Annotated in this window: 22 protein-coding genes; 7 read left to right on the forward strand and 15 right to left on the reverse strand. The window is 60.5% G+C overall.

What is annotated here, in order from left to right:
- Positions 1-71: 71 nt before the first annotated feature.
- A complete protein-coding gene (locus tag CPA42_RS08135; protein ID WP_002519296.1) occupies positions 72-1,817 on the reverse strand; it encodes a proline--tRNA ligase in 1,746 nt (581 codons plus the stop codon).
- A 181-nt stretch (positions 1,818-1,998) separates the two neighbouring features.
- Here CPA42_RS08135 and CPA42_RS08140 point away from each other — a divergent pair, with 181 nt between their 5' ends.
- Genes CPA42_RS08140 through CPA42_RS08160 form a run of 5 tightly spaced genes read left to right on the forward strand, consistent with a single transcriptional unit; the run spans position 1,999 to position 8,898 of the window.
- Positions 1,999-4,641: a TIGR03773 family transporter-associated surface protein gene (locus CPA42_RS08140; protein WP_024513573.1), complete on the forward strand. Its 2,643-nt coding sequence runs from the start codon at positions 1,999-2,001 to the stop codon at positions 4,639-4,641.
- The gene (locus tag CPA42_RS08145; protein WP_002516883.1) at positions 4,638-6,161 is read left to right on the forward strand and encodes an anchored repeat ABC transporter, substrate-binding protein; all 1,524 of its coding nucleotides are present in this window, start codon (positions 4,638-4,640) and stop codon (positions 6,159-6,161) included. Before CPA42_RS08140 ends, CPA42_RS08145 begins: the two co-directional genes overlap by 4 nt.
- On the forward strand, positions 6,158-7,192 hold the full coding sequence (locus CPA42_RS08150) for a choice-of-anchor M domain-containing protein (protein ID WP_002519295.1): 1,035 nt from the start codon (positions 6,158-6,160) through the stop codon (positions 7,190-7,192). Before CPA42_RS08145 ends, CPA42_RS08150 begins: the two co-directional genes overlap by 4 nt.
- Complete coding sequence (locus CPA42_RS08155) at positions 7,189-7,947, forward strand: anchored repeat-type ABC transporter ATP-binding subunit (RefSeq protein WP_002517012.1); 759 nt, start codon at positions 7,189-7,191, stop codon at positions 7,945-7,947. The genes CPA42_RS08150 and CPA42_RS08155 overlap by 4 nt, the downstream gene beginning before the upstream one ends.
- 12 nt (positions 7,948-7,959) lie before the next feature.
- Positions 7,960-8,898: an anchored repeat-type ABC transporter permease subunit gene (locus tag CPA42_RS08160; RefSeq protein WP_002516992.1), complete on the forward strand. Its 939-nt coding sequence runs from the start codon at positions 7,960-7,962 to the stop codon at positions 8,896-8,898.
- On the opposite strand, the gene CPA42_RS08165 is transcribed toward CPA42_RS08160, so the two are convergent.
- The 6 genes from CPA42_RS08165 to dxr all read right to left on the reverse strand — a co-directional run bounded on the left by CPA42_RS08165 (position 8,892) and on the right by dxr (position 15,204).
- Positions 8,892-9,737: a GNAT family N-acetyltransferase gene (locus tag CPA42_RS08165; protein WP_002516919.1), complete on the reverse strand. Its 846-nt coding sequence runs from the start codon at positions 9,735-9,737 to the stop codon at positions 8,892-8,894. The genes CPA42_RS08160 and CPA42_RS08165 overlap by 7 nt on opposite strands.
- Position 9,738: 1 nt before the next feature.
- Positions 9,739-10,920 (reverse strand): flavodoxin-dependent (E)-4-hydroxy-3-methylbut-2-enyl-diphosphate synthase, encoded by a 1,182-nt coding sequence (ispG, locus tag CPA42_RS08170; RefSeq protein ID WP_002519294.1) that lies wholly within the window; start codon positions 10,918-10,920, stop codon positions 9,739-9,741.
- 147 nt (positions 10,921-11,067) lie between these two features.
- Positions 11,068-11,787 carry a TenA family protein gene (locus CPA42_RS08175; RefSeq protein WP_002516981.1) on the reverse strand — a complete coding sequence of 240 codons (720 nt, stop codon included), beginning with the start codon at positions 11,785-11,787 and terminating at the stop codon, positions 11,068-11,070.
- Positions 11,788-11,900: 113 nt separating this feature from the next.
- A complete protein-coding gene (locus CPA42_RS08180) occupies positions 11,901-12,401 on the reverse strand; it encodes a hypothetical protein (RefSeq protein ID WP_002516907.1) in 501 nt (166 codons plus the stop codon).
- A gap of 302 nt (positions 12,402-12,703) precedes the next feature.
- Positions 12,704-13,984 (reverse strand): M50 family metallopeptidase, encoded by a 1,281-nt coding sequence (locus CPA42_RS08185; protein ID WP_002516878.1) that lies wholly within the window; start codon positions 13,982-13,984, stop codon positions 12,704-12,706.
- A complete protein-coding gene (gene dxr, locus CPA42_RS08190; RefSeq protein WP_002516931.1) occupies positions 13,981-15,204 on the reverse strand; it encodes a 1-deoxy-D-xylulose-5-phosphate reductoisomerase in 1,224 nt (407 codons plus the stop codon). Before dxr ends, CPA42_RS08185 begins: the two co-directional genes overlap by 4 nt.
- An 87-nt stretch (positions 15,205-15,291) precedes the next feature.
- Here dxr and CPA42_RS08195 point away from each other — a divergent pair, with 87 nt between their 5' ends.
- Both CPA42_RS08195 and CPA42_RS08200 read left to right on the forward strand, forming a co-directional pair.
- Positions 15,292-16,665: a serine hydrolase domain-containing protein gene (locus tag CPA42_RS08195; RefSeq protein ID WP_002517003.1), complete on the forward strand. Its 1,374-nt coding sequence runs from the start codon at positions 15,292-15,294 to the stop codon at positions 16,663-16,665.
- Positions 16,662-17,753 (forward strand): LOG family protein, encoded by a 1,092-nt coding sequence (locus tag CPA42_RS08200; protein WP_002516901.1) that lies wholly within the window; start codon positions 16,662-16,664, stop codon positions 17,751-17,753. The genes CPA42_RS08195 and CPA42_RS08200 overlap by 4 nt, the downstream gene beginning before the upstream one ends.
- Here the strand turns inward: CPA42_RS08200 and gdhA are convergent.
- From gdhA to tsf, 8 genes are all read right to left on the reverse strand, one after another.
- Positions 17,731-19,068 (reverse strand): NADP-specific glutamate dehydrogenase, encoded by a 1,338-nt coding sequence (gdhA, locus tag CPA42_RS08205; protein ID WP_002516997.1) that lies wholly within the window; start codon positions 19,066-19,068, stop codon positions 17,731-17,733. The genes CPA42_RS08200 and gdhA overlap by 23 nt on opposite strands.
- 84 nt (positions 19,069-19,152) lie before the next feature.
- Entirely contained in the window at positions 19,153-20,370 is a 1,218-nt protein-coding gene (gene rlmN, locus CPA42_RS08210; RefSeq protein ID WP_002519293.1) for a dual-specificity RNA methyltransferase RlmN, read from the reverse strand.
- Between the two features lie 72 nt (positions 20,371-20,442).
- On the reverse strand, positions 20,443-21,093 hold the full coding sequence (locus CPA42_RS08215) for a disulfide bond formation protein B (protein ID WP_002517001.1): 651 nt from the start codon (positions 21,091-21,093) through the stop codon (positions 20,443-20,445).
- Positions 21,087-21,248 (reverse strand): hypothetical protein, encoded by a 162-nt coding sequence (locus CPA42_RS12750; RefSeq protein ID WP_011183871.1) that lies wholly within the window; start codon positions 21,246-21,248, stop codon positions 21,087-21,089. The genes CPA42_RS08215 and CPA42_RS12750 overlap by 7 nt, the downstream gene beginning before the upstream one ends.
- A 95-nt stretch (positions 21,249-21,343) precedes the next feature.
- On the reverse strand, positions 21,344-22,207 hold the full coding sequence (locus CPA42_RS08220) for a phosphatidate cytidylyltransferase (protein WP_002516978.1): 864 nt from the start codon (positions 22,205-22,207) through the stop codon (positions 21,344-21,346).
- Positions 22,208-22,218: 11 nt separating this feature from the next.
- Positions 22,219-22,773, reverse strand: a complete 555-nt coding sequence (gene frr / locus CPA42_RS08225) for a ribosome recycling factor (RefSeq protein WP_002516897.1) — start codon at positions 22,771-22,773, stop codon at positions 22,219-22,221.
- A 32-nt stretch (positions 22,774-22,805) separates the two neighbouring features.
- Entirely contained in the window at positions 22,806-23,522 is a 717-nt protein-coding gene (gene pyrH, locus CPA42_RS08230; protein ID WP_002519292.1) for a UMP kinase, read from the reverse strand.
- Positions 23,523-23,703: 181 nt separating this feature from the next.
- Entirely contained in the window at positions 23,704-24,516 is an 813-nt protein-coding gene (tsf, locus tag CPA42_RS08240; RefSeq protein WP_002517028.1) for a translation elongation factor Ts, read from the reverse strand.
- Positions 24,517-24,531 lie beyond the last annotated feature (15 nt).

Here is a 24,531-nt window from a genome sequence, read left to right on the forward strand (position 1 = left end):
CGAGAACAGTTGGCGATCATACAGCAACGTGCAGATGTCGGTCAGTTAAACGATCAACGCCACTTCAGCTTTCACCCGCGCACCTCCTTGAGGACGGCGCACACAGCCTCGGCTACGCTAACCTGACGGTTCTCACCCGTACTACGGTCGCGAACTTCGACTAGGCCATCCTTGAGCCCCCGGCCGACGACCACAGAGGTTGGCATGCCGAGAATCTCGCTATCAGCAAACTTCACTCCAGGGGACGCCTTGCGGTCGTCTAGGAGGACTTCGAGACCAGCCTCGGCCAGTTCACTGGCAATGCGCGTGGCCTCGTCAAGGATCTCCGTTCCCTTGCCGGTGGCGAGCACCTGGACATCGTAGGGGGCAACCTCACGTGGCCAACACAACCCCTTCTCGTCACAGGTACCCTCAGCGATAGCGGCCACGGCGCGGGAGACGCCCAGACCATAAGAACCCATGGTGACCGTCACCAGCTTGCCGTTGTGATCGAGCACCTTGAGCCCAAGGGCATCAGCGTATTTCTTACCAAGCTGGAAGATGTGGCCGATTTCGATGCCGCGGGCTAGGTGGAGTTCACCACTGCCGTCAGGAGCCGGATCACCTTCGCGAATCTCGGCGACGTCAATAACGCCATCGGGGGTGAAATCGCGACCGGCTACAAGATTGAAGACATGTCGATCCTTCTGGTCAGCTCCGGTAATCCATGACGTCCCGGTCACGACGCGGGGATCAACGAGGTACCGCACCTTTGAGGAGTTATCCTCGCCGAGGGCTCCCGGCCCGATGTAGCCCTTTACCAACTGCGGATTGGCAGCAAAGTCCTCTTCTGTGAAGGGTTCAACCACCGCGGGCTCCAGAACCGCTTCCAGTCGCTTCTCATCAACGTCACGATCTCCAGGAAGCCCGATGGCTAATGGCTCGCGGGTGCCGTCAGGATGGGCCACCATGAATACAACGTTTTTCAGGGTATCGGCCCCAGTCCACGGACGGTCCGCTCGCGGACGCACCTCATTGGCGATCCGGACAAGCGACTCGATGGTCCGGGCGTCAGGGGTATCAACAACCTCAGCCTCCGGCAACCCGTCGATGGGCAGCGGATCAGGAACGGCCATCCGGACGGCCTCCACATTGGCAGCGTAACCGCCGGAAGAACGAACGAAAGTGTCCTCACCGTTGGCTGCAACGGCTAGGAACTCCTCGGATCGAGATCCACCCATTGGGCCGGACATGGCCTTGACAATGGCGTAGTCGAATCCAAGTCGGTTGAAAATGCGAATGTAGGCGTCGCGTTGAGCCTGGTAGGCCTCGTCGAGCCCTTCCTGAGCGACATCAAAGGAATAGGCATCCATCATGACGAACTCACGACCGCGCAGGATGCCGGCACGCGGACGAGCCTCGTCGCGATACTTGTTCTGAATCTGATAGAGGCACAGTGGCAGGTCCTTGTACGAGGAGTACAAGTCCTTGACCATGAGGGTGAACATCTCCTCATGGGTCGGTCCTAGCAGCATGTCCACCCCCTTACGGTCTTTGAGACGGAAGAGGTTATCGCCGTACTCGACCCAGCGTCCGGTCTCCTTGTAAGGGTCAGAAGCGAGTAGCGCGGGGAAACTCACCTCCTGAGCCCCGATGCTAGCCATCTCTTCGCGGCAGATGGCCTCGATCCTGCGCATCACTCGGAGCCCGAGCGGGAGCCACGAGTAGACGCCGGGAGCGACCCGGCGGATATATCCAGCCCGGACGAGCCAGCGGTGGCTAGGGACCTCGGCATCGGCCGGGTCTTCTCGCAGGGTTCGGACGAACAGCTGTGACATGCGCGTCAACACGACGTGTACCTTTCCGACCGCGCTCGACCCTCCGCCGCCCTTCGGCGTGACCGGCCACGGCCATGTCGAATCCTAGCGGCAGGCACCACCGTCTCGTACGGGATCGCCGACCCCAAGTAGAATCGATAACCGTTCTCATTATAAGTTAGCCGAACATCACAGGAAGACAATGGAGGCCACCGTGAAACGGTTCGCATCGCTCCTTGCCGCCCTACTGACGTTCCTGATGATCAACCCGTCATCGGCGAACGCGGCAGCGCCGGACCAGGAGCTCCTGCACAACGGCCATGTCGACGCCGCCCTCACCGAGGGGGATCAGGCAACCGACAGGCCCACCACTCAAGTACTCGGGGATAGCAATGACCTCAACGATCGCTATTCCACCGACATTTCTCCTTCACCGGATGCCGACGACAGCACCGTGCTCGACCACGGACACGCCGATATCTTCCGGGTGGGATCGGCCCCCGACGGCGGTATCGACCTCAAGCTCAAAGAGGATGTCACCGGTGACGGGGCACTCCACGCCCCTGAGAACGTCCTTCTCAAAATCAAAGATTCCGCTCTCACCGATATCCCGGCCACCCTTCCTGGCGCCCCTCAGGGATATGTCCTGCCGCTGACGCAGAACCAAGATCTGCTGTGGCCAGGGTGGGAGACCTTCGACGTCAAGCGTAACGGTTTCGATTCGGTCAAGATCACGGTCAGCAACGTCAAGGGCCCCGGCAAAGTACACCTGTTCTCCCAAGGTTCCTTCGGTGCCGTCCAGCCCCTGCTTGACGGCAACGCGACCGAGCTACCTGGCACTATCACTGTCGCTCAGCCGTCCCACGTGCACGCTAACTGGGTGTTTGGCAAGACAGGCGTGTACACCATGACCGTTCAGGCCACAGCGCACAGGTCCGGCAAGAAGTTCCAGACCACGCCGCACACCTACACCTGGGTGGTCGGCGACACGACTCCCCTCCCTGAACCGTGGGGAAAACTAACTCCGCCGCCGACGCCCACTCCGTCCCCAACTCCAAGCATCACCCCGCCCAAGACCTCGGTCGCACCGAAACCAACCCCCGCCCGACCCCAGAAGCGATCCCAGCCCCGGGAACAAACCCGTAAGCCAGTTCTGAAGCCAAAAGCCAATAAGACGCCCTGCACCCAGAGGTTGGTCCTTGACCATGGTCACTCCGACGTTTTCCGCGTTGGATCGGCCGCCAAGAACGGCCTTGATCTCAAGGTCAAGGAGGACGTGACCGGCGAAGGAGTACTCCATGCTCCGGAGAGCGTGCTGCTGGCCGTGAAGGACTCTGCCTTGACGACCATCCCAAGGGGATACCCCGGTGCTCCCAAGGGTTATCTGCTGCCCATGACGCAGAACCAGAATCTGCTATGGCCGGGATGGGAGACCTTTGACGTCAAACGCAATGGTTTTAGCGACGTCAAGATCAACGTCCGTAACGTCAAAGGACCCGGCAAGGTACACCTGTTCTCGCAGAGCTCCTTCGGCAACGTTCAGACTCTGCTCGACGGTGGTTCACACACCATGCCTGGCACAATCACCGTCGAGCAGCCGTCCCACGTACATGCCAACTGGGTGTTCACCCAGCCCGGTCTCTACCAGATGACGGTTGACGCCACCGCCGTTCGCAACGGCACGACCGTCAGCACTGGAGCCCACACCTACACCTGGGCTGTTGGTTCCATGGCCATCGCCGCCAATAGCTGCTCAACCGACCGCGTCGCCGGCTCCCCGGCTCGCAGTAACACTGGCACCCCGGCCCCCGAGAAAGACAGCAACAGGGGTAGCTCCGACAAGCCATTCGATGACCTTGGCGTGATCCATAACACCTTAGAAAATGACAGTGCCAGCTCGAATGGGTCGACGAGAGTGACACGCAGCGGCTCCTCTATCAAGAAGGAGATCTGCCACCCGGTAAAGATCCCGAACAAAGCGGCCGCCGTGAAGAAGACCGTCGCTCGGTCTGCTGGCCAGTCGGCAGCCATCGCTACCGAGGGCCACTTCGACTGGGGCGTCCAACTACAGCCTGGCAAGCTCATCTCGGCCCTCAAAGATGATCGCTCTGCCCCGGCGACGTGGGTCGATCCCTCGAGCATCGTGATGGCAGTTGGGGACAAAGCCAATACCACCGCGCCTGCCGGCATGGAGTTCATCGCCAAGGGCGGCACCAAGGTGTGGCTCATCGGCGCCACCCAGGTACCTGGCGTGCCGTGGCTAGGCGTCAATACGATGCACGAGTCCATCATTAACGGGACCACCGGCCCGGTCCACATGCACCTGGACAAGGTCAGCGGCCCTGGCAAGATGGCGGTGTTTATGTCCGGCACCTTCGGTGGCGGCGTGGGCCAGCGAGCTTTCGACAACGTCGGTGGACCAACCGGTTACACCGTCCCGGCGAACACCCATGCCCATCCGAATTGGGTGTTCACCGCCCCGGGCCACTACACCGTAACTGTCACTCAATCGGCCACGACCAAGAGTGGAAAGAAGCTCAGCGCCACTGGCACCCTCCACTTCGCGGTAGGTATTAATGCGTCGCCGGTTGCGGCTTCCTTGGGCAAGTTGTCTGCCTCGCCCAAGACCGACCAGAACGCCGACCCGGGTTACACCATCGTGGGACGTACCCCCGATGGCAAGCCGTGTGATCTCAAGGCGGCCGGCCGGCCTGGTTCCGGTGAAAACGGCGAGTTCGGTGACACCGGCATCGTTTCTCATACGAACCAGGGTCTGGTGTCCGGGACCTTCGTGGTTCTCGGCGTAGCTGGCGCTCTCCTTCTGGCGAGGAGACGACGCGGGTGAAGAAACGCCTGTTATGCCTCGTGGCCGCGCTGAGCCTGCTGGCTGGGTTCGGCCACGCTCCCACGTCCCGTGACAAGCTTTCCATAGTAACGACCACGCCTATCCTCGCCGACTTGACGCGTCAGGTTGCCGGTGATCGTGCCACCGTCACCTCCATGGTGCCTTCAGGAGCAGACCCCCACACCTATGAGCCGTCGCTGCGTGACGTTCGGACCGTCGTGTATTCGAGAGTCGCGCTATCGAACTACCTCATGCTCGAACCTCATTCGGTCATCAAGACCATCGACTCTTCCCTACCTACGGGATCTATCAATGTCTCCCTGGCTGAGGAAGCCCAAAAGTACGGCGCACAAGTGATCCCGCTGGTTGAAAATGCCAACCTAGACACCGTGTGGCTGGGGTTGCGCGTCATTGGCAAGGGCGCCAGGCGGGGATCCGACCGCTCTTCCTCGGTCCACCTCCAGCTGACGTCGGTGGAGGGGCCTGGGGACCTCACCGCCTATATCACTGGGACCTTTGGTCGACCTCAGATCTACTACTCGACGGCTGACGGCGTCGACGAGCGTGACGACGTCGAGCTTCCCACCGACGCCCACACCCACATGTCGTGGGCCTTTAGCAAACCTGGGGTGTATAAAGCGGTGTTCGCGGCCACCCTATCGACTCCCCAGGGCAACGCTTCGTTCGGCGCCCAAACCTTGACGATCGCTGTCGGGGCCGATCCGCGAACGATCCCTGAACTTGCCGATCGAACTGTTGTCGATCAGGGACACGCAGACCTGTCTGCCGACATCGACGAGGGCACAATGACAATCCTGTCCGACCCGACAGGTGGCGGCGTACGTACCCAGAAGCGTCTGGACCCCGACAAAACAGTCGTGTGGGTGCCCCCAAAAGCCCTCACCGAGATACCCCCATCGCCGGCTTTCCGCTTTCTGGGACATCCCGGATCCCCGATCCACCAGCTGCCTCAGGCTGTTCTCGGCGCCCATGTTCACGGTGAGATTGACCCTCACCTGTGGATGAGCATTAAGAACACCAAAGCCTATGTGCAGGTCATCCGTGACTCTCTCATCAAGGCTGATCCTCACGAGGCGCAGACCTATCGCGAGAACGCGAAAAGGTACCTAACCAGACTGGAAGAGACATCGCACTATGTCGATCGCAAGATTGCGAGCATCCCGAGGGGACGGCGTCAGCTTATTACAAGCCACGACGCTTACGGTTACCTTGCCCAGGCTCACGGTATGCACATCGCTGGATTCGTCACTGCCAACCCCGGTGTGGAACCGTCCATGGCTCAGCGACGCAAGCTCAATCAGACTATCGCTGACCTCAAAGTGCCGGCGGTGTTTCTGGAACCCAACGTGCTGCGCGGTTCCTCGGTGCTAGCTGCGATCGCTGCTGAAAACAGCGTCACGGTGTGCCCCATCTATGGCGACACCTTCGATGACCACGTCACCAACTACATCGACCTCATGAGATTCGATGCCGACTCCCTAGCCAAGTGCTTGGGATGAGGCCCACTGTGGAGGCATCCATGATCAACCGTCCGCTGGCAGCCTTGTCTGCCATGTTCATCGCGCTCGCCACCGGCGCCACCCTGTCCCAGCCGGCCCAAGCCTCGCCCACCATTCCGCCCGATCCCGCTCTCAAACAGACCATTTCAGATAACGAGAAGGTGGCGAAAGGTCCGGCTGAGATCAAGCGCGGCCACGTCGACATCGGTCCTCGCATTGTTGACGGAAAGTTCTCCCTCATGGCCCGTGACGACTCCGCGAACCCGCCAGTCTGGCGCAACACTGACGACACTGTGCTGCGCGTCGCGGACGCTTCGCGTATCGACGTGCCCAACGATGACACCTATTCCTTCCTGGGGGACATGCGCGGGGAAAAGGCCTACGTCATTCCTCAGACCCAAGACCAAAAAGTCGTCTGGCTGGGCTGGAACACCCAAGCCCCCGAGATCGTCAAAAATTTCCCGCGTGGAGCCGATCTCGTCTTCACAGGACATGAAGGCCCGGGACAAGCTCACATGTTCATTGAAACCGGTTTCGACTCACCCATGCCGCTGTATAACTCCACCAAGCCTGGCGAGCAGCTGGTTCATATGGAGGCCAATACGCACGTTCATGCCAACTGGGTGTTCTCTGATCCTCGAGCGCAGACCATTTCCGTCGACGCTCGCGGTACCGACGACACAGGGGTTAAACATTCTTACTCGACGAAGTTGAGGTTCGCTGTCGGTGACAAAGGGCCCGCTAACGAAGCCCGCGCCGTAGGACCTTCGCCATCGGTCGCTGCATCTTCTTCGTCAACAGCCGCTGCTACTAACGTCTCGGCTCCGGCCACAACTGAGAACTCCTTTGACGATTCCGGAGCTGGCACCCTATGGGGGCCTGGGATCATGGCCGGAGCCCTCATCATTGGCATCATCATCGCCGCTTTGGTGGGACGCTCCAGATCGAAGACATTACGCGACGAAGTGTGGAACAAGGAACACACTGGCGCAAGCGAAGCTCATAAAGATGTCGGAAACGAGTCCAGATGAATGACCTCGGATCCATCAAGATCACAGACGTAGCCGTCAATGTGGGCGGGCTCCAGGTGCTCCATGACGTGAACATATCGGCCAGCAAGGGGGACCTACTGGCTCTGCTCGGCCCAAACGGTGCTGGCAAGACAACTATCCTGCGCACCATGCTCGGCCTGGTGAAGCCGGCTAAGGGCACTGTGAAAGTCGCCGGCGCGTCTCCTGGAAAGGGATGGCGCCATATTGGTTATGTTCCGCAGCGCCACGAGTTTGCGTGGGATTTTCCGATCAGCGTCGCCGGCGTCGTCATGAGTGGACGTACCCGCCACATCGGGTGGCTTCGTCGGCCTTGCAAGGACGACCACATCGCAGTACGTGACGCTTTGCGAACTGCCGGAATGGCTGAACTGGCCAACCGTACCGTCGGGGAATTATCGGGAGGCCAGCGTCAGCGCGTGCTCATTGCTCGCGCCCTGGCCACGCGCCCGTCAGTGCTACTGCTTGACGAGCCTTTCACCGGTGTCGATATGCCCACCCAGGAGCAGCTCACCGAGCTGTTCATCGAGCTGTCAGGGGCCGGGACGACCCTCGTCATGACGACCCACGACCTGGCCCAGGCGATGGCCACGGCCGACCGAGTGTGCCTGGTCAATCGGACTGTCATCGCCGACTCGACCCCCCAGCAGCTGCGCGACCCGGCCATGTGGATGCAGACCTTCGGGATCTCTGGCTCGTCGCCTCTGCTGAGAATCGTCGGCGCAGATGCCGCCTGAACGAAGGTGATCATGCTCTCCCCTCTCGACTTCTTGTCCGACCTCACCAATCCCCTGCTGAGTTTTCTGCCTAAGGCGCTGCTCGTCGCCCTGGTGTGCTCGGTAGTCGCCGGGGTCATCGGTTCGCACGTCGTTCTGCGCGGGATGGCGTTCATCGGTGACGCCGTTGCCCACTCGGTGTTTCCCGGGCTGGCCGTGGCCTTCCTCATGCAGGGGTCGCTGCTGCTGGGCGGCTCCATCGCCGGGCTGACTACCGCGATCCTCGTGGCGGTCGTCTCGCAGAACCGGCGTCTCAAGGAGGACTCGGTGATCGGCATCCTCTTCGTCGGGGCCTTCGCGCTGGGCATCGTCATCATCTCGCGGGCGCCGGGGTATTCCGGGTCGCTGCAACAGTTCCTCTTCGGGTCAATTACCGGTATTACCGACGACGACATCGTCATGGTGTGCGTCGCCGGGGCGCTTGTGCTAGCCCTGGAATGGGCCGTCCATAAGGAGCTTGTCACCGTCGGACTCGACCGTGAGACGGCGCGGGCCTCGGACTTGCCCGTGTTCGCCCTGGATCTGTTGCTCTACGTGCTGGTGACGATGACCGTCGTCATCTCGGTGCAGGTCATCGGCAACGTCCTCGTGCTGGCCCTGCTGGTGACGCCGGCCGCCACCGCCCGGCTGCTCACCGACCGGCTGGGGCAGATGATGGTCCTGGCACCGGTCATCGGCGGATTCAGCGCCCTGGTGGGCTTGTACCTGTCGTGGTCGATCGACCTTCCGGCCGGTGGGACGATCGTCCTCGTCGCCACCGCAGTGTTCTTGGCATGCTGGCTAGTCGCCCCGCGCGGGCTACTCGCGCTCCGTCTGGATTGCACAGCCCCACATCATCGGCATGCCAGGGTTGCAGACGATACTCATCGCGCCCATCTCGAGGTCGGCTTGCACGTCACAGACCCTCAGTAGAGAAGTGTCGCCATTGTCCCGATCCGCTCGAACCCGACCCTCCGGTAGGTGCGTAAGGCACGGGTGTTGAAGTCGTTGACGTACAGCGAGACGGTGTCGTGGTCGCGCCGGGCCAGCTCGACGACGGCAGCCATCGCCGGGGCGGCCAGGCCACGACCACGCCATGCCGGGTCCATCCACACCCCCTGGATCTGGCAAACATTCCCCCACGTGACGGCGACGTCGGACTTCCAGCGCACGTCACCGTCGTCAACGATGCCAAGACCACGCCCCTGCCGCACGAGCTCGAGCATGTGACGTCGGTACCCATCCCCGGGGTCTAACGGGCTGACGCCGACCTCCTCGGTGTACATGGCAACGGCGGCCCGGAAGTACGGTTCGAAGTGTCGCTCATTGATCCGAACCACCCGAGCATCCGGGACCACTCGGGGCCGATCCGACATGGCCAGCAGAGGTTGGCAGGAGCGCACCTCACGCGGCCTTCCCCAGGTGTCCGGACCGATCTGGGCCAGCCGTTCGTACAACGGAAGGACCGCCACGTCCGCGCCCATGATCGACGAGGACCGCCGCCAACGTCCGATCTTCGACGCCAAGGCGTCAACGACGGCGCTGTCCCGGCCATCGTCGATCACCGGCACGAGATTGGCCCCGATGTGGACGAGCCCGACGAGTTCACCGCCTCGGAAGACGCCGTGGACCGGGCATCCTAGCCGGGCACTGTCCAGCCCGCCCTGACGGATCCTCGACAGCAGGAAGACGTTGGCGACCGGGGCACGCGAGAGGAACTCGATGGTCTGGCTCAGGTCGGCGTCGTCGAGCTGCCTGACGCGGGTCCTCACCTCAGGAGACCGTGACCTCAACGGCCCCGGTGGTGTCCATCTCGTCGGCCATCCGGTTGGCCTCCTGAACGAGGAACTGAACGATCTCGCCTTCCGGAACGGTACGGATGACCTCGCCATGCTTGAAGATCTTGCCCTTGCCATTGCCGGCGGCAACACCCAGGTCAGCTTCGCGGCCTTCTCCGAGCCCATTGACGACGCAACCCATGACAGCGACGCGCAGCGGAGCATCAATCCCTTCAAGGGCATCAGTAACGTCATTGGCCAGCGTTAGAACATCGACCTGGCAACGTCCGCAAGAGGGGCAGGAGACGATCTCTAGACCTCGAGGACGTAGGTTGAGCGACTCCAGGATCTTGATACCCACCTTGACTTCCTCGACCGGATCAGCCGACAAGGAGACGCGTATGGTGTCACCGATACCCTCGGCAAGGAGGTGCCCGAAGGCCACCGCCGACTTGATGGTGCCTTGGAAGGCCGGACCAGCCTCAGTAACGCCCAGATGAAGGGGATAATCGCATTTGGCGGCGAGCTGTTCATAGGCACGGATCATGACAACCGGGTCGTGGTGTTTCACCGATATTTTGAAATCCCGGAATCCGTATTGCTCAAAGAGGCTAGCCTCCCACAGCGCCGACTCCACCATGGCCTCGGCGGTCGGGGCTCCGTATTTGTCAAGCAGACGTTTGTCGAGAGACCCAGCATTCACGCCGATTCGGATGCTCGTACCGTGCTCGGTGGCAGCCTGACAAATCGATTCGATCTGGTCGTCGAACTTGCGGATATTTCCGGGGTTGACGCGCACCGCGCCACAGCCAGCCTCGATCGCTTGGAAGACGTACTTCGGCTGGAAGTGGATATCGGCAATCACCGGGATCTGGGACCGTTTGGCGATGATCGGTAGCACCTCGGCGTCCTTATCGGTTGGGCATGCGACGCGTACGATGTCACAACCTGCAGCGGTCAAGGCGGCGATCTGCTGCAGGGTGGCACCAACGTCGTGAGTCTTGGTGGTTGTCATGGACTGCACTGAAATGGGTGCGTCACCACCGACGAGCACATCTCCCACCTTGATCTGGTGCGTCTTACGACGTGGCGCCAGGGTCGGAACGGGAGGGGTAGGCATACCCAGGTTCACGGTCATTGACGTGTCACTCCTGAAATCGCGGGTTGTCGTCTCCATTGTGTCACCACCGTCGCCGCTGTAGTGACGCTGACAGCGAGCACTCAGTCCTCGTCGTCGGACCCATCAGTACGGCGCTGGGCTGGGTACCGAAGGCTCTCCATACCACGCCGGGCACCCTTGAACATTTTCCTTTGACGAGTTTCTTCAGCCCTCGAGCGGGAACGGCACATCGTTGAAGAAGGCCAATTCCAAGTCCACTGCCACGTTCCAAAACCGAGTAAGTTCCTCAAGATCTACCTGTCCCGAAGCGCGTTCGAGTTCATCAACCAGGAATTGCACCCAGGTACGGAACTCATCGCCTCGGTGCAGATCCACCCATCCCAAGAATTTATTAGGAAGATTAGCTCCGGGCTCCGGGGCATCGGTGCGAGAGGCCCAGTCAAGGTAGAGACCTTCAGCCACCACCAACAGCACCAACACCGTGGGATAGTGGTGGGTATTAACAGCCTTATGCATGAGGTTCTCAAAGGAGCGGGTGGGTTCCGACAGGTGCGGATGGGCACGATCAGCCTGGGAGACTCCAAGTTCATCGAAGGTAGCCTCAAACCAGCCTGATTCCTCACTGCATATCATGCCCAACTGACGTCCGAAAACCAGCTTCGCCTCCACAGTGTCCGCACGGACGAGGGCCTCGCCCAACAATTCCAAGAAAGGAACGAAAAACTGGTTATCCTGAATGATGTAGTATGATAGCTGCGCATCATCAAGTTCACCCGAGAACAGTTCATTGACGAATCGGTGGTTGATCGCTGCGGTCCAGGCCTCAGAGCGTCCGGCAGATAGCGCGGCAACACGTCCGCTCGGGGCCACAGCAATGCCTGCAGTGGTAAGCGGGGCAGGCAAAGATGGCGTGAAAGCGTTCATATCTCCATCATGGCACTGACGCGGTACATGCCAACCATCTACGGGGGCGGGTGAAACTCAACCCTGTCGGTCGATCTCGCCGCCCCCATAGCCCGATGCGCCAGGCAAACCTCTCAGCCGGGTAGCGAAGCGAGCAGAAGGCGTATCAGACTCCGGTACGTGGCAGGCGTGGCTGAAATGCGGACCCTTGTCCGGAAGTCGGGGCCACGACAGCCGTGCTCGGGCCGACCGAACCGACTACCAAGGTCACCGCCGGAGTCGAGGACGCCGTCGATACTGGGCTGGGGGCCGGAGTCTGCATAGAGAAGCCCACCAGGGCTGGCGAGTGTCCCGATGCACCGAACTGGCTGGTGGTGTAAATCGGCCACGATGTCGTCGCGACGCGAGTACTGCATGGCCACCGACTCAGACCCGTTGGTATCCCAGATACCGGCGCCAGAAACCAGCTCATGCGCCTTAGCATTGGCGAAAATGTGGTCCAGAGACCCGACGCGACCGGAGAACTCGGAGCTCGCGGCATCTGGATCATATTCCTCGACGACCTCGCTAAACCCGGCGGCCTTCCTAGCGCGGATCGGATCCTCCATGGCATAAGCATTGAAATCACCAAGCATAAAAACCGGGTCATCAGCGAAGGTCTTGTTGACCCAACCCGTCAGTGCCTTAGCCTGGGCGACGCGGCATGTGCAGGCTGCCCCGCGACGATCATGGCCGTACTACATGACACCGCAGCCAGACCTATCAGGACGCGTCTAGACATTGTGGTCATGGCAATCCCCTCGTGAGGCAGGAAACATACGCGCGTTACCTTGCCACGGTCGGCACGAGGACAGGAATGCTCATCATTGACAATTCACCAAACATTCCCGCACTGCGAGCGATAATTTACAGCTCATTCACCGATACGAAGCCATAATTAGAAAATTTTTACCGGCGATACGACATCTGCGACAACGAGGACGAGTCCCATCATGAGCATAAGCGCCCCGATTGTCCATGCCACCGGCAGCATCATCGCGGTGTCCGCCGGGCCAGGATCAGGCTTTCTGGCAAGTTTAAATAGCCCCCGCTTACCTGCCTCATAGATGGCTCCAGCGATATGTCCACCGTCCATGGGCGGCAATGGCACGACGTTGAACCAAAACAAAAAGAGATTGAGGCCACCCAGCAAGCTTGCACCGGTGGCGATCTTGTCGCCCAAGGTCAGCTGGGAATCGCCGGCAACATCCCCGGCCACCCGAGAGGCTCCAACGATGCTCATTGGGCTGTTGGCGTCGCGAGCCTGACCGGTCACCAGATCGGAGGCGACGTTCCACGTCAGAACTGGAAGTCTGGCCAATGCGCTCAACGACTGTTTCGACATCGTCCACATCTGGGAGACGGTATCGCCCGGCCCAGAATGAACAATGACCATCGTCGGGCTCACGCCCAAGTAACCCGCCTCGACTGTACGACCGGGAGTGCTGAGGTCAGGCACCTTGGTGAGGAGGGTGTGCGTGGGCGTAAGGCTGACGAAAGCGCCATCGCGTTCCACTCCGAGACGCACTTCGCCGCCACCATTACCACGGATGAACTCCTGAAGTTGCGACCAGGAATCCACCTGTCGACCGTTAAAAGAGACGATGCGATCCCCCGCTCGCACACCGGCCTCGGCAGCCGGTGCACGACGGTCTTCCTTGGAGCATGGGCCGCTGGTCTGGGCGGAATGGGCGCAGGGGGTGACTGCAGCGACTGTCGTCGTCTGGTCGGCTCGTCCGTGAATGCCGAAAACCGCCCAGAACAGCAGGAAGGCCAGCAGCAGATTGGTAAGAATACCACCGCTCAAGATGATGAGGCGCTGCCACACCGGCTTGTCACTGAAAAGCCGACCTTGATCGGCGTCTGTGATGCCCTCGACCTCAGCAACACGCGCCTCATCAGCAAATCTGGTAAGCCGATTGCTGTGACGATGGTGGACCTTGGCGGGGTACATCCCGATGAGGCGCACATAGCCACCCAGCGGGATCCATTTGAACCCGTACTCCGTCTCACCGCGCGTGAACGACCAGATCTTCGGTCCGAACCCGGCAAAGAACTCGGTGACCTTGACCCCGAAGATCTTCGCCGGGATGAAGTGACCGCACTCATGAAGTAGCACCGAGAGGATGATGAGGCCGAAGAAGACGATTCCAGCCAGCACTTCGACTACAACTATCACCGGCGAATCCCCCGGGCACACACCTCGGCGGCGCGACGACGACCCCAGGCGTCGGCGGCCAACACGGCATCGAGGGTGAGGGCCTCGTCACCGACATGTCGAGCACCAAGGGTGTCGTTCTCGTCACCGGATAGGTGCTCGTCAAGGACCGCGGCAATGGTGTCGGTAATGTCGAGGAAACCGATACTTCCGGCACAGAAGGCGTCGACACAGGACTCGTTAGCGGCATTGAACACGGCCGGCGCAGTACCCGCAGCATGACCAGCGCGTCGGGCTAGTTCGACGGCCCCGAAAGTGTCGTTGTCAAGGGGTTCGAAGGTCCACTGAGTAGCCGTCGACCAGTCGCAGCCGGCAGCTGCGTCAGGAAGGCGATCCGGCCAAGACAGTCCCAAGGCAATCGGCAATCTCATGTCGGGAGGCGAAGCCTGAGCAATAGTGGCGCCATCCCAGAACTCCACCATCGAGTGGACGATGGATTGAGGATGGACGACGACGGTGATGTCGTCGAGATCAACATCATAAAGTAGGGCCGCCTCGAGCAGCTCCAGACCCTTATTCACCAGAGTCGACGAGTTAATGGTGATGACCCGGCCCATATTCCAGGTGGGATGCTTCATGGCCTCGGCAGCGCTGACATCGGCCAGGGAGGCACGGTCGCGACCGCGGAAAGGTCCGCCGGATGCGGTCAGAACAAGGCGACGCACCTCGTTGCGCCCGCCCCCTCGTAGGCACTGGGCGAAGGCGGAGTGCTCAGAATCCACGGGGACAATCTGTCCTGAGGCGGCCGCCTGAGTAACGAGCCTGTCACCAATGACCAACGACTCCTTGTTCGCTAAGGCCAAAGTGGTCCCTGCGGCCAAGGTGGCGAGGGTCGGTCGCAAACCAGCCGCGCCGGTAATGGCATTACAGACAACATCAGCGGGCATAGCTGCCAGCTCTGTCGACGCATCCGGGCCAGTAAGGATCCGAGGATTGGGCACGATACGGCCCCGTGATCCAGCCTGCACGGCCAAAGCCCGCTGAAGCTCCTCAGCGGCATCCTCACGAGCGACAGCTACGACGGGGATAGAGAAGTCGATTATCTGCTGAGCTAGTGAGCCAACATCCGAGCCACCTGCCGATATGCCAGCGACCTCAAACTGGTCACGACGTGACGAAATGACCTCTAGAGTTTGGGTTCCGATCGATCCGGTGGAGCCGAGAATGATGACCTTCTTCACCCTGCCAGTGTGTCACGGCGTTCCCACAATCCACAGTCCTGTTCTTCGGTGCCCACAGCACTCATCAACGGCCCTAGAGTGGAAACCATGACTGACAGCGTTCTCGACGTCACTGCAGACGCGCTCGAGCAGGCCGGGGCTCACCCCCACCGGCTCGTCGTCCGCCAGCACGGTCAGGTCGTTGGTCGACGACGGTGGGCTCCATGGAGCCCCGACGTCCCGAGTTTGGTCTACTCCTGCTCGAAAACATTCACCTCAGCTGCCGTCGGCATCGCCGTGAATCGGGGAGCTTTCGGATACGACGACACTTTGGCCGATCTGTGGCCGCAGGCCTGCACCGCCAACACCGGGCCAGTAGCGAAATCCATGACGGTTCGCAATGCCCTGTCCATGTCGACCGGTCACTCCCCGGAGCAGCTCCTCGAACCAACATTGATGTCCCGCCGTCTGCCCGATCTCAACACCGCCCGGATCCTGCTGGCGACCGAGCCGGAAGGCCGTCCCGGTATCGACTTCGCCTACAACAATCTGGCCACCTGGATGCTTTCTCGGCTCGTTGCTCAACACACCGGCGAGGACGTCGACACCATCATCACCAAGGAGGTTCTCGACCCGATCGGGGCGGGACCACACACCTGGGTCCGTGACGCCGACGGCATCCCGATGGGGTTCTCAGGACTGCATATTGACGCTGAAGACCTCTCTCTGTTCGGCCAGCTTCTCCTCGACGATGGGGTGCATGAGGGCGCCCGTCTACTACCCGAGGAGTGGATCAGGCAGCACCGTGTCCGTCAAGTCAATTGCGACAGCGAGACCGATCCGGAATGGGGAATGGGGTATGGCTGGCAGACATGGATGTCAAGCCATGGGTACCGTCTGGACGGAGCCTTCGGCCAGTATGTCCTCATCGTCCCCGAGGTTGACGCCGTCATCACTATGACCAACGAGGCCAGTGAAGGCCCTGGTGACAAGCAAGCCATTCTCCAAGCTGTCTGGGACCACCTCCTGCCTGCCTTAGCGGATGGATTCCAGCCACAGCCTGAGGAAATCGTGCGCACTGTGCCCACCGTGACTGGAGAATTCGACTCGGCAAGGTCGGTGCAGGGAATCGCCCCTGATGGCTCATACATCGTCGTCTCCCCGCACAAGGAGAGCAGAACCTGGGCGATGTCGTGGCGCTGTCCGGGCACCTTCAGCCATCCCACCGACGAAACCCTCGACATCGCCGTGGGCTACGAGGAATGGCAGACCTCCCACTGCCGGGTCGGTGACGATGCCATCGATATCGCGACCAGCGGCGGGTGGCAGGGCGAAACCTTCGTGGCAAGACTGTGCGTCATCTCAACCCCTCACACCCTCACCTTGCGAATGACCCCGGAGGCAACGACGACCGAGTGGGACAATGAACCACTCAACCCTGGTGGTTTGCTGGGCCTGGTGCACCCGGAGCTACGACGATGAGCACCACCCATATCGAGATCGAGACGGTCGACCAATTGCGCGCAGCTGCTCCCAATCTCGCCGGTCAGGTGGTCCAGGGGAGTCGACCTCACCGGGTGCAGCAACCTCCTTCGTCACTGCGACGTCTCCATGACGATCTTCCTTGGCTGCTCGACCTCCGCCCGGCTCGCAGCCTGGTTGCGCGCCCGGGGCGCCCTCATCTTCCGGCTATCCCGGGGGTCCCATTCGATCCCTACCACCCGGGCGCCTACACAGCGGAGGAACTGTACAACGACATCGGCGAGGGGTACCACGTCACCCTGGACGCTGCCATCGACAGATGGCGCCGCGGCCTGGCCACTCCGCCACGACTGCGCGACACCCTCGCCACTGCTCTGCATGACGACGCGATGACCGACGCTCTGGATGACCTGCTGGCAGGAACCGATCCGTCCATGACAGTGGGTGTCATGGGTGGCCACTCTGTCACCCGCGATTCCGACGACTATCGGCTGGCAGCCGACCTCGGTGCCGCCCTGGCTGGTACCGGCCATCTCGTCACAACCTGGGGCGGCCCGGGAGCGATGGAGGCGACCAACCTGGGAGCTGCCTGCCCACCCGACCTGCTCGACGAGTCCCTGGACCGGTTGAGGAAGGTCGCCGGGACTGCCGACGTCACCACATGGGTGCAGGCGGGCCTTGACGTCGTTTCTTCCTGGCCGCAAGGCGCCGCCCACCGCACTATCGGCATCCCGACGTGGTTCTACGGTCACGAACCACCCAATGTCTTTGCGACCAGCATCATCAAGTACTTCTCGAATGCGCTGCGCGAAGATATCCTCCTCAACCGTTGCCGAGGCGGGATCATTTACCTACCTGGCCAAGCGGGCACCGTCCAGGAAATCTTCCAAGCTCTCACTGGTAACTACTACGCCACCAGCGAAGACGAGATGACCCCGCTCATCATGCTTGGCAACCGCTACTGGAGCCAGACCCTACCGGCCTGGCCGCTGCTGCACAGCATGTCACGGGACCACCCTCACCGCATTCGCCTCGTCGACACCGTCGACGAGGCAGTAGCGGCACTCAGACGACACCCATCGCGATAACGGCGTCAGCCACCTTGGTGAACCCGGCGATGTTGGCACCCATAACGTAATCCCCCGGGTGGCCATACTCGTCGGCGGTCTCGATGCAACGATCGTGGATGTCGGCCATAATCTGCTGCAGTCTAGCTTCGGTCGCGTCGAAATCCCAGGAGTCGCGCGCGGCATTCTGTTGCATCTCGAGGGCCGAAGTAGCGACGCCACCCGCATTAGATGCCTTACCCGGGGCGAAAATGACGCCGGCGTCCTGGAAGGAATGCACCGCCTCAGGAGTGCAGGGCATGTTGGCACCTTCAGCGACAGCGACCACACCGTTGCGGATGAGGGTGGCGGCAGCCTGACCATTGAGCTCGTTCTGAGTGGCACAGGGCAAGGCGACGTCGACCGGCACATCCCAGATCGATCCGTCGGAGTGGAAAGTAGCCGAGTCGCGTCGAGCGGCATACTCGCAGATGCGGGCCCGTTCCACCTCCTTGATCTGCTTAAGCAGGGCGACGTCGATACCTTTCTCGTCAACGACGTAACCGCTGGAATCTGAGCACGCAACCACGGTGGCTCCGAGATCCTGAGCCTTCTCGATGGCGTAGATCGCGACGTTGCCCGACCCGGAGACGGTAACTCGCAGGCCGTCTAAAGACTTGCCGTTGGTCGCCAGCATTCGTTGGACGAAGAAGACTGTGCCATATCCGGTAGCTTCAGTGCGCACCAAGGATCCACCCCAGGTGAGTCCTTTACCGGTGAGCACACCGGACTCATGACGGTTAGTAATGCGCTTGTATTGGCCGAAGAGGAATCCGATCTCACGACTGCCAACGCCGATATCACCAGCTGGCACGTCGGTGTGTTCACCAAGGTGACGGTAGAGCTCGGTCATGAAGGACTGGCAGAATCGCATGACCTCAGCCTCAGACGCGTCATGGGGATCAAAGTCCGACCCATCCTTCGCGCCACCGATCGGCATGCCAGTCAGAGCATTTTTGAAGATCTGCTCAAAACCAAGGAACTTAATCGTTCCTAAGTACACCGAGGGGTGGAATCGCAATCCACCCTTATACGGCCCCAGCACCGACGAATATTCAACGCGGAAGCCACGGTTGATACGGATCTTGCCCTCGTCGTCAACCCACGGCACCCGGAAAATGATCTGGCGTTCCGGTTCGCAGATGCGCGACAACACGGCTGCCTCCACGTACTGCGGATTCGTGTCGAGCACCGGGCCGAGAGATTCAAAGATCTCCCGCACAGCCTGGTGGAACTCGGCCTCCCCTGGGTTGCGACGCAACACCGATTCGTACGCGTTTTCGAGTTGCCTATCCATACGGTGAATCCCTTCTGTATTTCTGTGTGGACGATTGTGACGCTCGGGGCACACCGGGACTGTCACCGGGGCCGCCGCAAACCGTTAGCTGCCTAGTCCTTCCGACCGTCCCACAGCTGCCAACTGGCCACAAGCACCGTCGATCTCAGAGCCTCGGGTATCGCGCACTGTCACCGGGATCTTCCAGCGCTCAAGTGTCTCGACGAAGGCATCCTGGTCCTCGGGGCGCGAAGCCGTCCAGCGGGAACCGGGCGTCGGATTGAGAGGGATGAGGTTGACGTGAGCCCAGGTCCAATCGCCCCGACGACGGATCTGACGGGCCAGCACCGCGGCACGGTCGGCCTGGTCGTTGATGTCCTTCATGAGGGCGTACTCGATGGAGACGCGACGCTTCGTCTTTTCGGCGTAGTGCCAGGCGGCGTCGAGCAACTCGTCGACTTTCCAACGACGGTTAACCGGGATGAGCTCATCACGCAGCTCGTCGTCAGGGGCGTGTAATGAGACGGCGAGGGTTACCGGGATCCCCTCCTGCGTCAAGGCCTTGATACGTGGTACCAGGCCGACTGTCGAGAGGGTGAGGGCCCGGGCGCTCATCCCGACCCCGTCGGGACCGTCGGCGGTCAGGGTCCGGATGGCAGTAAGCACCGAACGGTAATTGGCCATCGGCTCACCCATACCCATAAAGACAATGTTGTGGACGCGTCCGGACGCCCCAGGAACCTCGCCTGCCGCTATGAGACGATTCGCCGCCAAAACCTGGCTGACGATTTCGGCGGTGGACATATTGCGCTGAATACCACCCTGACCGGTGGCACAAAACGGACAGGCCATACCGCAACCGGCCTGCGAAGACAGGCACAAGGTGGCGCGAGCCGCAGAGTGACGGGTGGCTGGATAGTACATGAGTACCGACTCAACCAGAGCTCCACCATGCAGCCGCCACAGGGTCTTGACGGTTGTGCCGCGATCGCACGACTGCTGAGAGACCTTGGTCAACAGGACCGGAAACCAGGCGTCGGCGATCTCCTGACGGGCCGCCTTAGGCAAGTCAGTCCACTGAGTCGGGTCGACCTCCCACCGCTCAAAGACGTGAGCGGAAATCTGCCGAGCACGGAAAGCTGGCACACCGAAATCCTTGACGGCCTGCACCCTTTCTTCGATGCTCAGATCGATCCAGTGACGAGGAGGCTTGGCACGATTCGGGGTATTCACCACGAGTGGCACTTCCTTGCCCGGCTCGGCGAGCGGCGTGGAGGGCAGAACAAGACCTGACGTGCTGACGGAACTTCCAGTCGATGACATCACGCCCCCATTATCCCCAACTCCCACCACCCGACCACACGAGTCGGTGCCTGCTAAGTACGGGTCGCGACGTCACCTCGGCGAACAGTTCTGCACTAGCTCGTAACAGGCTGGATCACCGGGCAGGAGGAAATGCAATCCCTCAAGAAACACGATCATGACGAGATTCGCCACGACGATGAGGGCAAATAGCCACATGATGACAGTGGATATGGCGTGGGCCTTAACACCACGGGGGGTAAGCCACGGAGCAAAGGTCATCATGACGCCACAGAATGCTATGACGATGGTAAAGGTGATGAAGGCCCAGGTGTAGGTGCTCAACCCGAAAGCCTTAGAACCATATCCGGGGTCCCCAGGTTGAATATGCAACAGGATGTGACGTGCCGATTCCGCTGCGCCAAGGACCGCCGAGAGGATCGATACGCCATAGCCCAGGCAAAAATCCGCCATCGTCACGGACCCGCGCCGGGTACGAACAATGATGTAAAGAGGCCCCAAAGAGGCAAGCATCATCGAGTACCTCTGAAGCATGCACAGTGGACATGGGAATTCATGCAACCCGAATTGCACGATGAATCCACCCGCTAGAACCCCAATGTAGGCCAGCACGAAGAGGTTCGCTCCCCAGAAGCCCACGATAGGAAACACCCGTCCTGCTCTAGACGGGGTTCGTTCCGCATCTGACAGACTTTCGACTTCGATGTCGTAGTTCCTCACCATGACAGCCCCAGATCACTCGTCGCATGTAGCGACAACAGAATCACGCAAAGCGCTGCGATAACCATGACGGATACAATGAATATCGACTTCCTGACGCCGCGCAGTATCATCGTCAACACCAACGCGGCGATGAGGACCATGATAATAATGTCCATCTTCGCCCCCATCTATACCTAATAGCTATTACTTAGGAGATAGTATATCATCGGAGCTTGGCCAAGCTCATAGTGGAGTGGCCCCGCGACTACAGTCACAGCACAAGGGACATGACGAGCCAGGCGAAGGGCGCCGAAAACAGCACTGAGTCGAGCCGGTCCATGACCCCGCCATGACCGGGCAAGAAGTTCGACATGTCCTTGATACCAGCGTCACGCTTAATCATCGACTCGACAAGGTCTCCCGCAGTGCCGGTCAAGGCTAGAACAACGCCAAGAACAATCCCAGCCCACCATGGCGCCGACAGCAATCCTCCCAAACAGGCCCATCCAACGAAAGCTGCGGTTATGACGGACCCGGCAAAACCCTCCCAGCTCTTTTTCGGGCTAATACGCGGGGCCAACTTGTGTTTGCCACATAGCACCCCTACGGCATAACCGCCGGTGTCAGAAGCCACGACGCTGAGGATCCAGGTAGCGATGCGGCGGCTACCACCGTCATCGCCCATCATGAGGGGAACGAAGCAGCCAAGCAATGGCAAGTAGGCGATAGTGAAAAGGCTGGCAGCAGCGTCCTTGACGAAGCCATGCGACCCGCGTGGCAGTCGCCACGCCATTGCGGCAACTGTCGTCGCACCTAACGTCACCACCAGGAAGGTATTGGGCAGGATGTGAAGCTTCAGGGTCGAGGCCGCATATGCCCCAATGACCATAACTGCGGTGCCGACGCATATCGGAACTACCGCGGAGTCCATTCCCAAACGAACCATCGCTCGATGAAGCTCAATGGCCCCGGCCATAAGGGCCAAGGTCATCAACAACACGAAACCCCAATGCCACCATCCAACGGTGCCGATGACGGCACCGCACAGCACTACGCCCGTAGTGATGGCAGCAGGAAGATCACGGCCGGCACGTGGAGTCCGTGCGGCCGTGGTCTTCTTCTCAGGCTCGCCCACCTCGAATCTGATCAGATCTCGAGGAGTTCGCTCTCCTTGGATTTCAGCAATTCGTCAATCTGCTCAACGTACTTGCGGGTGACCTGGTCAAGCTCCTTCTCCAGACGAGTCATCTCGTCCTCAGAGATCTCCTTGTCCTTCTCCTGCTTTTTGACAACATCGTTGCTGGCGCGACGGACGTTGCGGACCGCGATACGCCCCTCCTCAGCCTTAGTCTTGGCCATCTTGATGTACTCCTTGCGGCGCTCCTCAGTCAGAGCTGGAAGGACGCAACGCACCACGTTGCCATCGTTGGAGGGGTTGACTCCTAGGTCGGAATCCCGAATAGCCTTCTCGACGTCATTGACACAACTCTTATCGAATGGCGCGATAAGGACAGTGCGAGCCTCCGGCACCTGGAAACTGGCGAGCTGCTGCAGCGGGGTAGGGGTACCGTAGTACTCGACCATGAGTTTGTTAAACATGGCGGGGTTAGCACGCCCGGTGCGAATAGCCGCGAACTCCTCGCGGGCATGGTCGACCGCTGACCCCATCTTTTTCTCGGCGTCCTTAATGATGTCGCTCACTGTGTTGTCCTTCCTTGGTATGTCTCGATGGTTCAGCGATGGACGGTGGTGCCGATGTCCTCACCATTGATGACGCGGCTAATATTGCCTGGCATCTCGAGGTTGAAGAAGACCATCGTCAGGTCATTATCCCTGGCCATGGCGACGGCAGTTGCGTCGGCGACCTTAAGATCACGCGACAGAAACTCATCGTAGGTCAGTTCGTCAAACTTGTGGGCGTTCGGGTTCGTCTTGGGATCACTGTCGTAGACGCCGTCAACCCCCTGCTTACCCATGAGGAGCGCATCGGCTCCGATCTCTAAGGCTCGCTGAGCAGCGACGGTGTCGGTCGAGAAATACGGCATTCCGGACCCGGCACCAAAAATGACGACTCGTCCCTTCTCCATATGGCGCTCGGCCTTGCGCGGGATGTAAGGCTCAGCAACCTGGCCCATCGTGATGGCTGTCTGAACGCGGGTATCGACACCAGCCTTCTCACAGAAATCCTGCAAGGCAAGGCAATTCATGACGGTGCCGAGCATTCCCATATAGTCGGCGCGATCACGTTGCATGCCGTGCTGCTGAAGTTCAGCCCCGCGGAAGAAGTTCCCCCCACCGACGACGACGGCCACCTGAACGCCGCTATTAGCGATCTCAGCGATCTCGCGGGCCTTGGCGGACACGACATCGGCGTCGACGCCGATTCCTCCTCCTCCGAAAACCTCTCCGGACAGCTTGAGAAGGACTCGGTTGTAGCGCTCTGGCATCATCTCTCCTGGTCAGCGGACATTGACGCGGGATGCGTCACCCCAGCTTAGCCCGATGACGGCTACCATCGCAGTTCGCCCTAGCCGCGACCGTCATTCGCTGGGAAACGACGAACGGCCCCACCTCGTACGGTGGGACCGTTCGTCGTCACAATCTCGTTATCATCCCCACGTGGGGACGAGATCACTCTCCGGCAGAAAAGCGAACGAAACGCTTGAGGGTGACACCAGCGGCCTCAAGGGTCTGGGCGACGGTTTTCTTGTCATCGGAAATGGCAGGCTGATCGAGCAGGCAGTTCTCCTTGAAGAAGCCGCCTAGGCGACCCTCGACGATGCGGTCGATGATCTTTTCAGGCTTACCCTCCTCGCGGGCAATATCAGCGGCAACGGTGCGCTCGTGCTCGACGACGTCGGCAGGGACCTCGTCACGGGACAGCCAGCGCGGGCTCATAGCCGCGATCTGCAGGCAAACGCCGTGGACAGCCTCGATGTTGTCGCCCTCGTACTCAACCATGACGCCGACCTGCGGGGGCAAGTCCTGGGAACGACGGTGGAGGTACACGTGCGCGTTGCCATCGAAGTGAGCGGCGTTAGCGAGCTCAATCTTCTCACCGATTTTGGCGGCGAGCTCACCAAGCTTGTCACCAACAGTGGTGCCATCAGCCAAAGCTGCGGCATTAGCAGCATCCTTAGAGTCAGCCCCGGCCTTATCAGCAGCCTCGGCGATCTCGTGAGCGGCGGCGATGAACTCCTCATTCTTGGCGACGAAGTCGGTCTCAGAGCCGATATGCACCAGGGAAGAGCCAGCGGCAGCAACCAGGCCGTTGCTGGCCTCACGGTCGGAACGCTTCGCAGCCTTAGCAGCGCCGGAAACACGCAAGATGTCAACGGCCTTATCGAAGTCGCCATCGGCCTCAGTGAGGGCCTTCTTGGCGTCCATCATGCCGGCGCCAGTAGCGTCGCGCAGTTTCTTGACCTCAGCAGCAGTGATAGCCATAGATATCTCAGTCCT

The sequence above is a fragment of the Cutibacterium acnes genome, assembly GCF_003030305.1.
GTDB lineage: Bacteria > Actinomycetota > Actinomycetes > Propionibacteriales > Propionibacteriaceae > Cutibacterium > Cutibacterium acnes.

Excerpts from the sequence above, each read along its gene's own strand:
- CPA42_RS08135 (WP_002519296.1), bottom strand. The coding sequence starts at position 1,817 with ATGTCACAGCTGTTCGTCCGAACCCTGCGAGAAGACCCGGCCGATGCC.
- CPA42_RS08140 (WP_024513573.1), top strand. The coding sequence starts at position 1,999 with ATGGAGGCCACCGTGAAACGGTTCGCATCGCTCCTTGCCGCCCTACTG.
- CPA42_RS08150 (WP_002519295.1), top strand. The coding sequence starts at position 6,158 with ATGAGGCCCACTGTGGAGGCATCCATGATCAACCGTCCGCTGGCAGCC.
- CPA42_RS08155 (WP_002517012.1), top strand. The coding sequence starts at position 7,189 with ATGAATGACCTCGGATCCATCAAGATCACAGACGTAGCCGTCAATGTG.
- CPA42_RS08160 (WP_002516992.1), top strand. The coding sequence starts at position 7,960 with ATGCTCTCCCCTCTCGACTTCTTGTCCGACCTCACCAATCCCCTGCTG.
- ispG (WP_002519294.1), bottom strand. The coding sequence starts at position 10,920 with ATGGAGACGACAACCCGCGATTTCAGGAGTGACACGTCAATGACCGTG.
- CPA42_RS08175 (WP_002516981.1), bottom strand. The coding sequence starts at position 11,787 with ATGAACGCTTTCACGCCATCTTTGCCTGCCCCGCTTACCACTGCAGGC.
- CPA42_RS08180 (WP_002516907.1), bottom strand. The coding sequence starts at position 12,401 with ATGCTTGGTGATTTCAATGCTTATGCCATGGAGGATCCGATCCGCGCT.
- CPA42_RS08195 (WP_002517003.1), top strand. The coding sequence starts at position 15,292 with ATGACTGACAGCGTTCTCGACGTCACTGCAGACGCGCTCGAGCAGGCC.
- CPA42_RS08200 (WP_002516901.1), top strand. The coding sequence starts at position 16,662 with ATGAGCACCACCCATATCGAGATCGAGACGGTCGACCAATTGCGCGCA.
- gdhA (WP_002516997.1), bottom strand. The coding sequence starts at position 19,068 with ATGGATAGGCAACTCGAAAACGCGTACGAATCGGTGTTGCGTCGCAAC.
- rlmN (WP_002519293.1), bottom strand. The coding sequence starts at position 20,370 with ATGTCATCGACTGGAAGTTCCGTCAGCACGTCAGGTCTTGTTCTGCCC.
- CPA42_RS08215 (WP_002517001.1), bottom strand. The coding sequence starts at position 21,093 with ATGGTGAGGAACTACGACATCGAAGTCGAAAGTCTGTCAGATGCGGAA.
- CPA42_RS12750 (WP_011183871.1), bottom strand. The coding sequence starts at position 21,248 with ATGGACATTATTATCATGGTCCTCATCGCCGCGTTGGTGTTGACGATG.
- pyrH (WP_002519292.1), bottom strand. The coding sequence starts at position 23,522 with ATGATGCCAGAGCGCTACAACCGAGTCCTTCTCAAGCTGTCCGGAGAG.
- tsf (WP_002517028.1), bottom strand. The coding sequence starts at position 24,516 with ATGGCTATCACTGCTGCTGAGGTCAAGAAACTGCGCGACGCTACTGGC.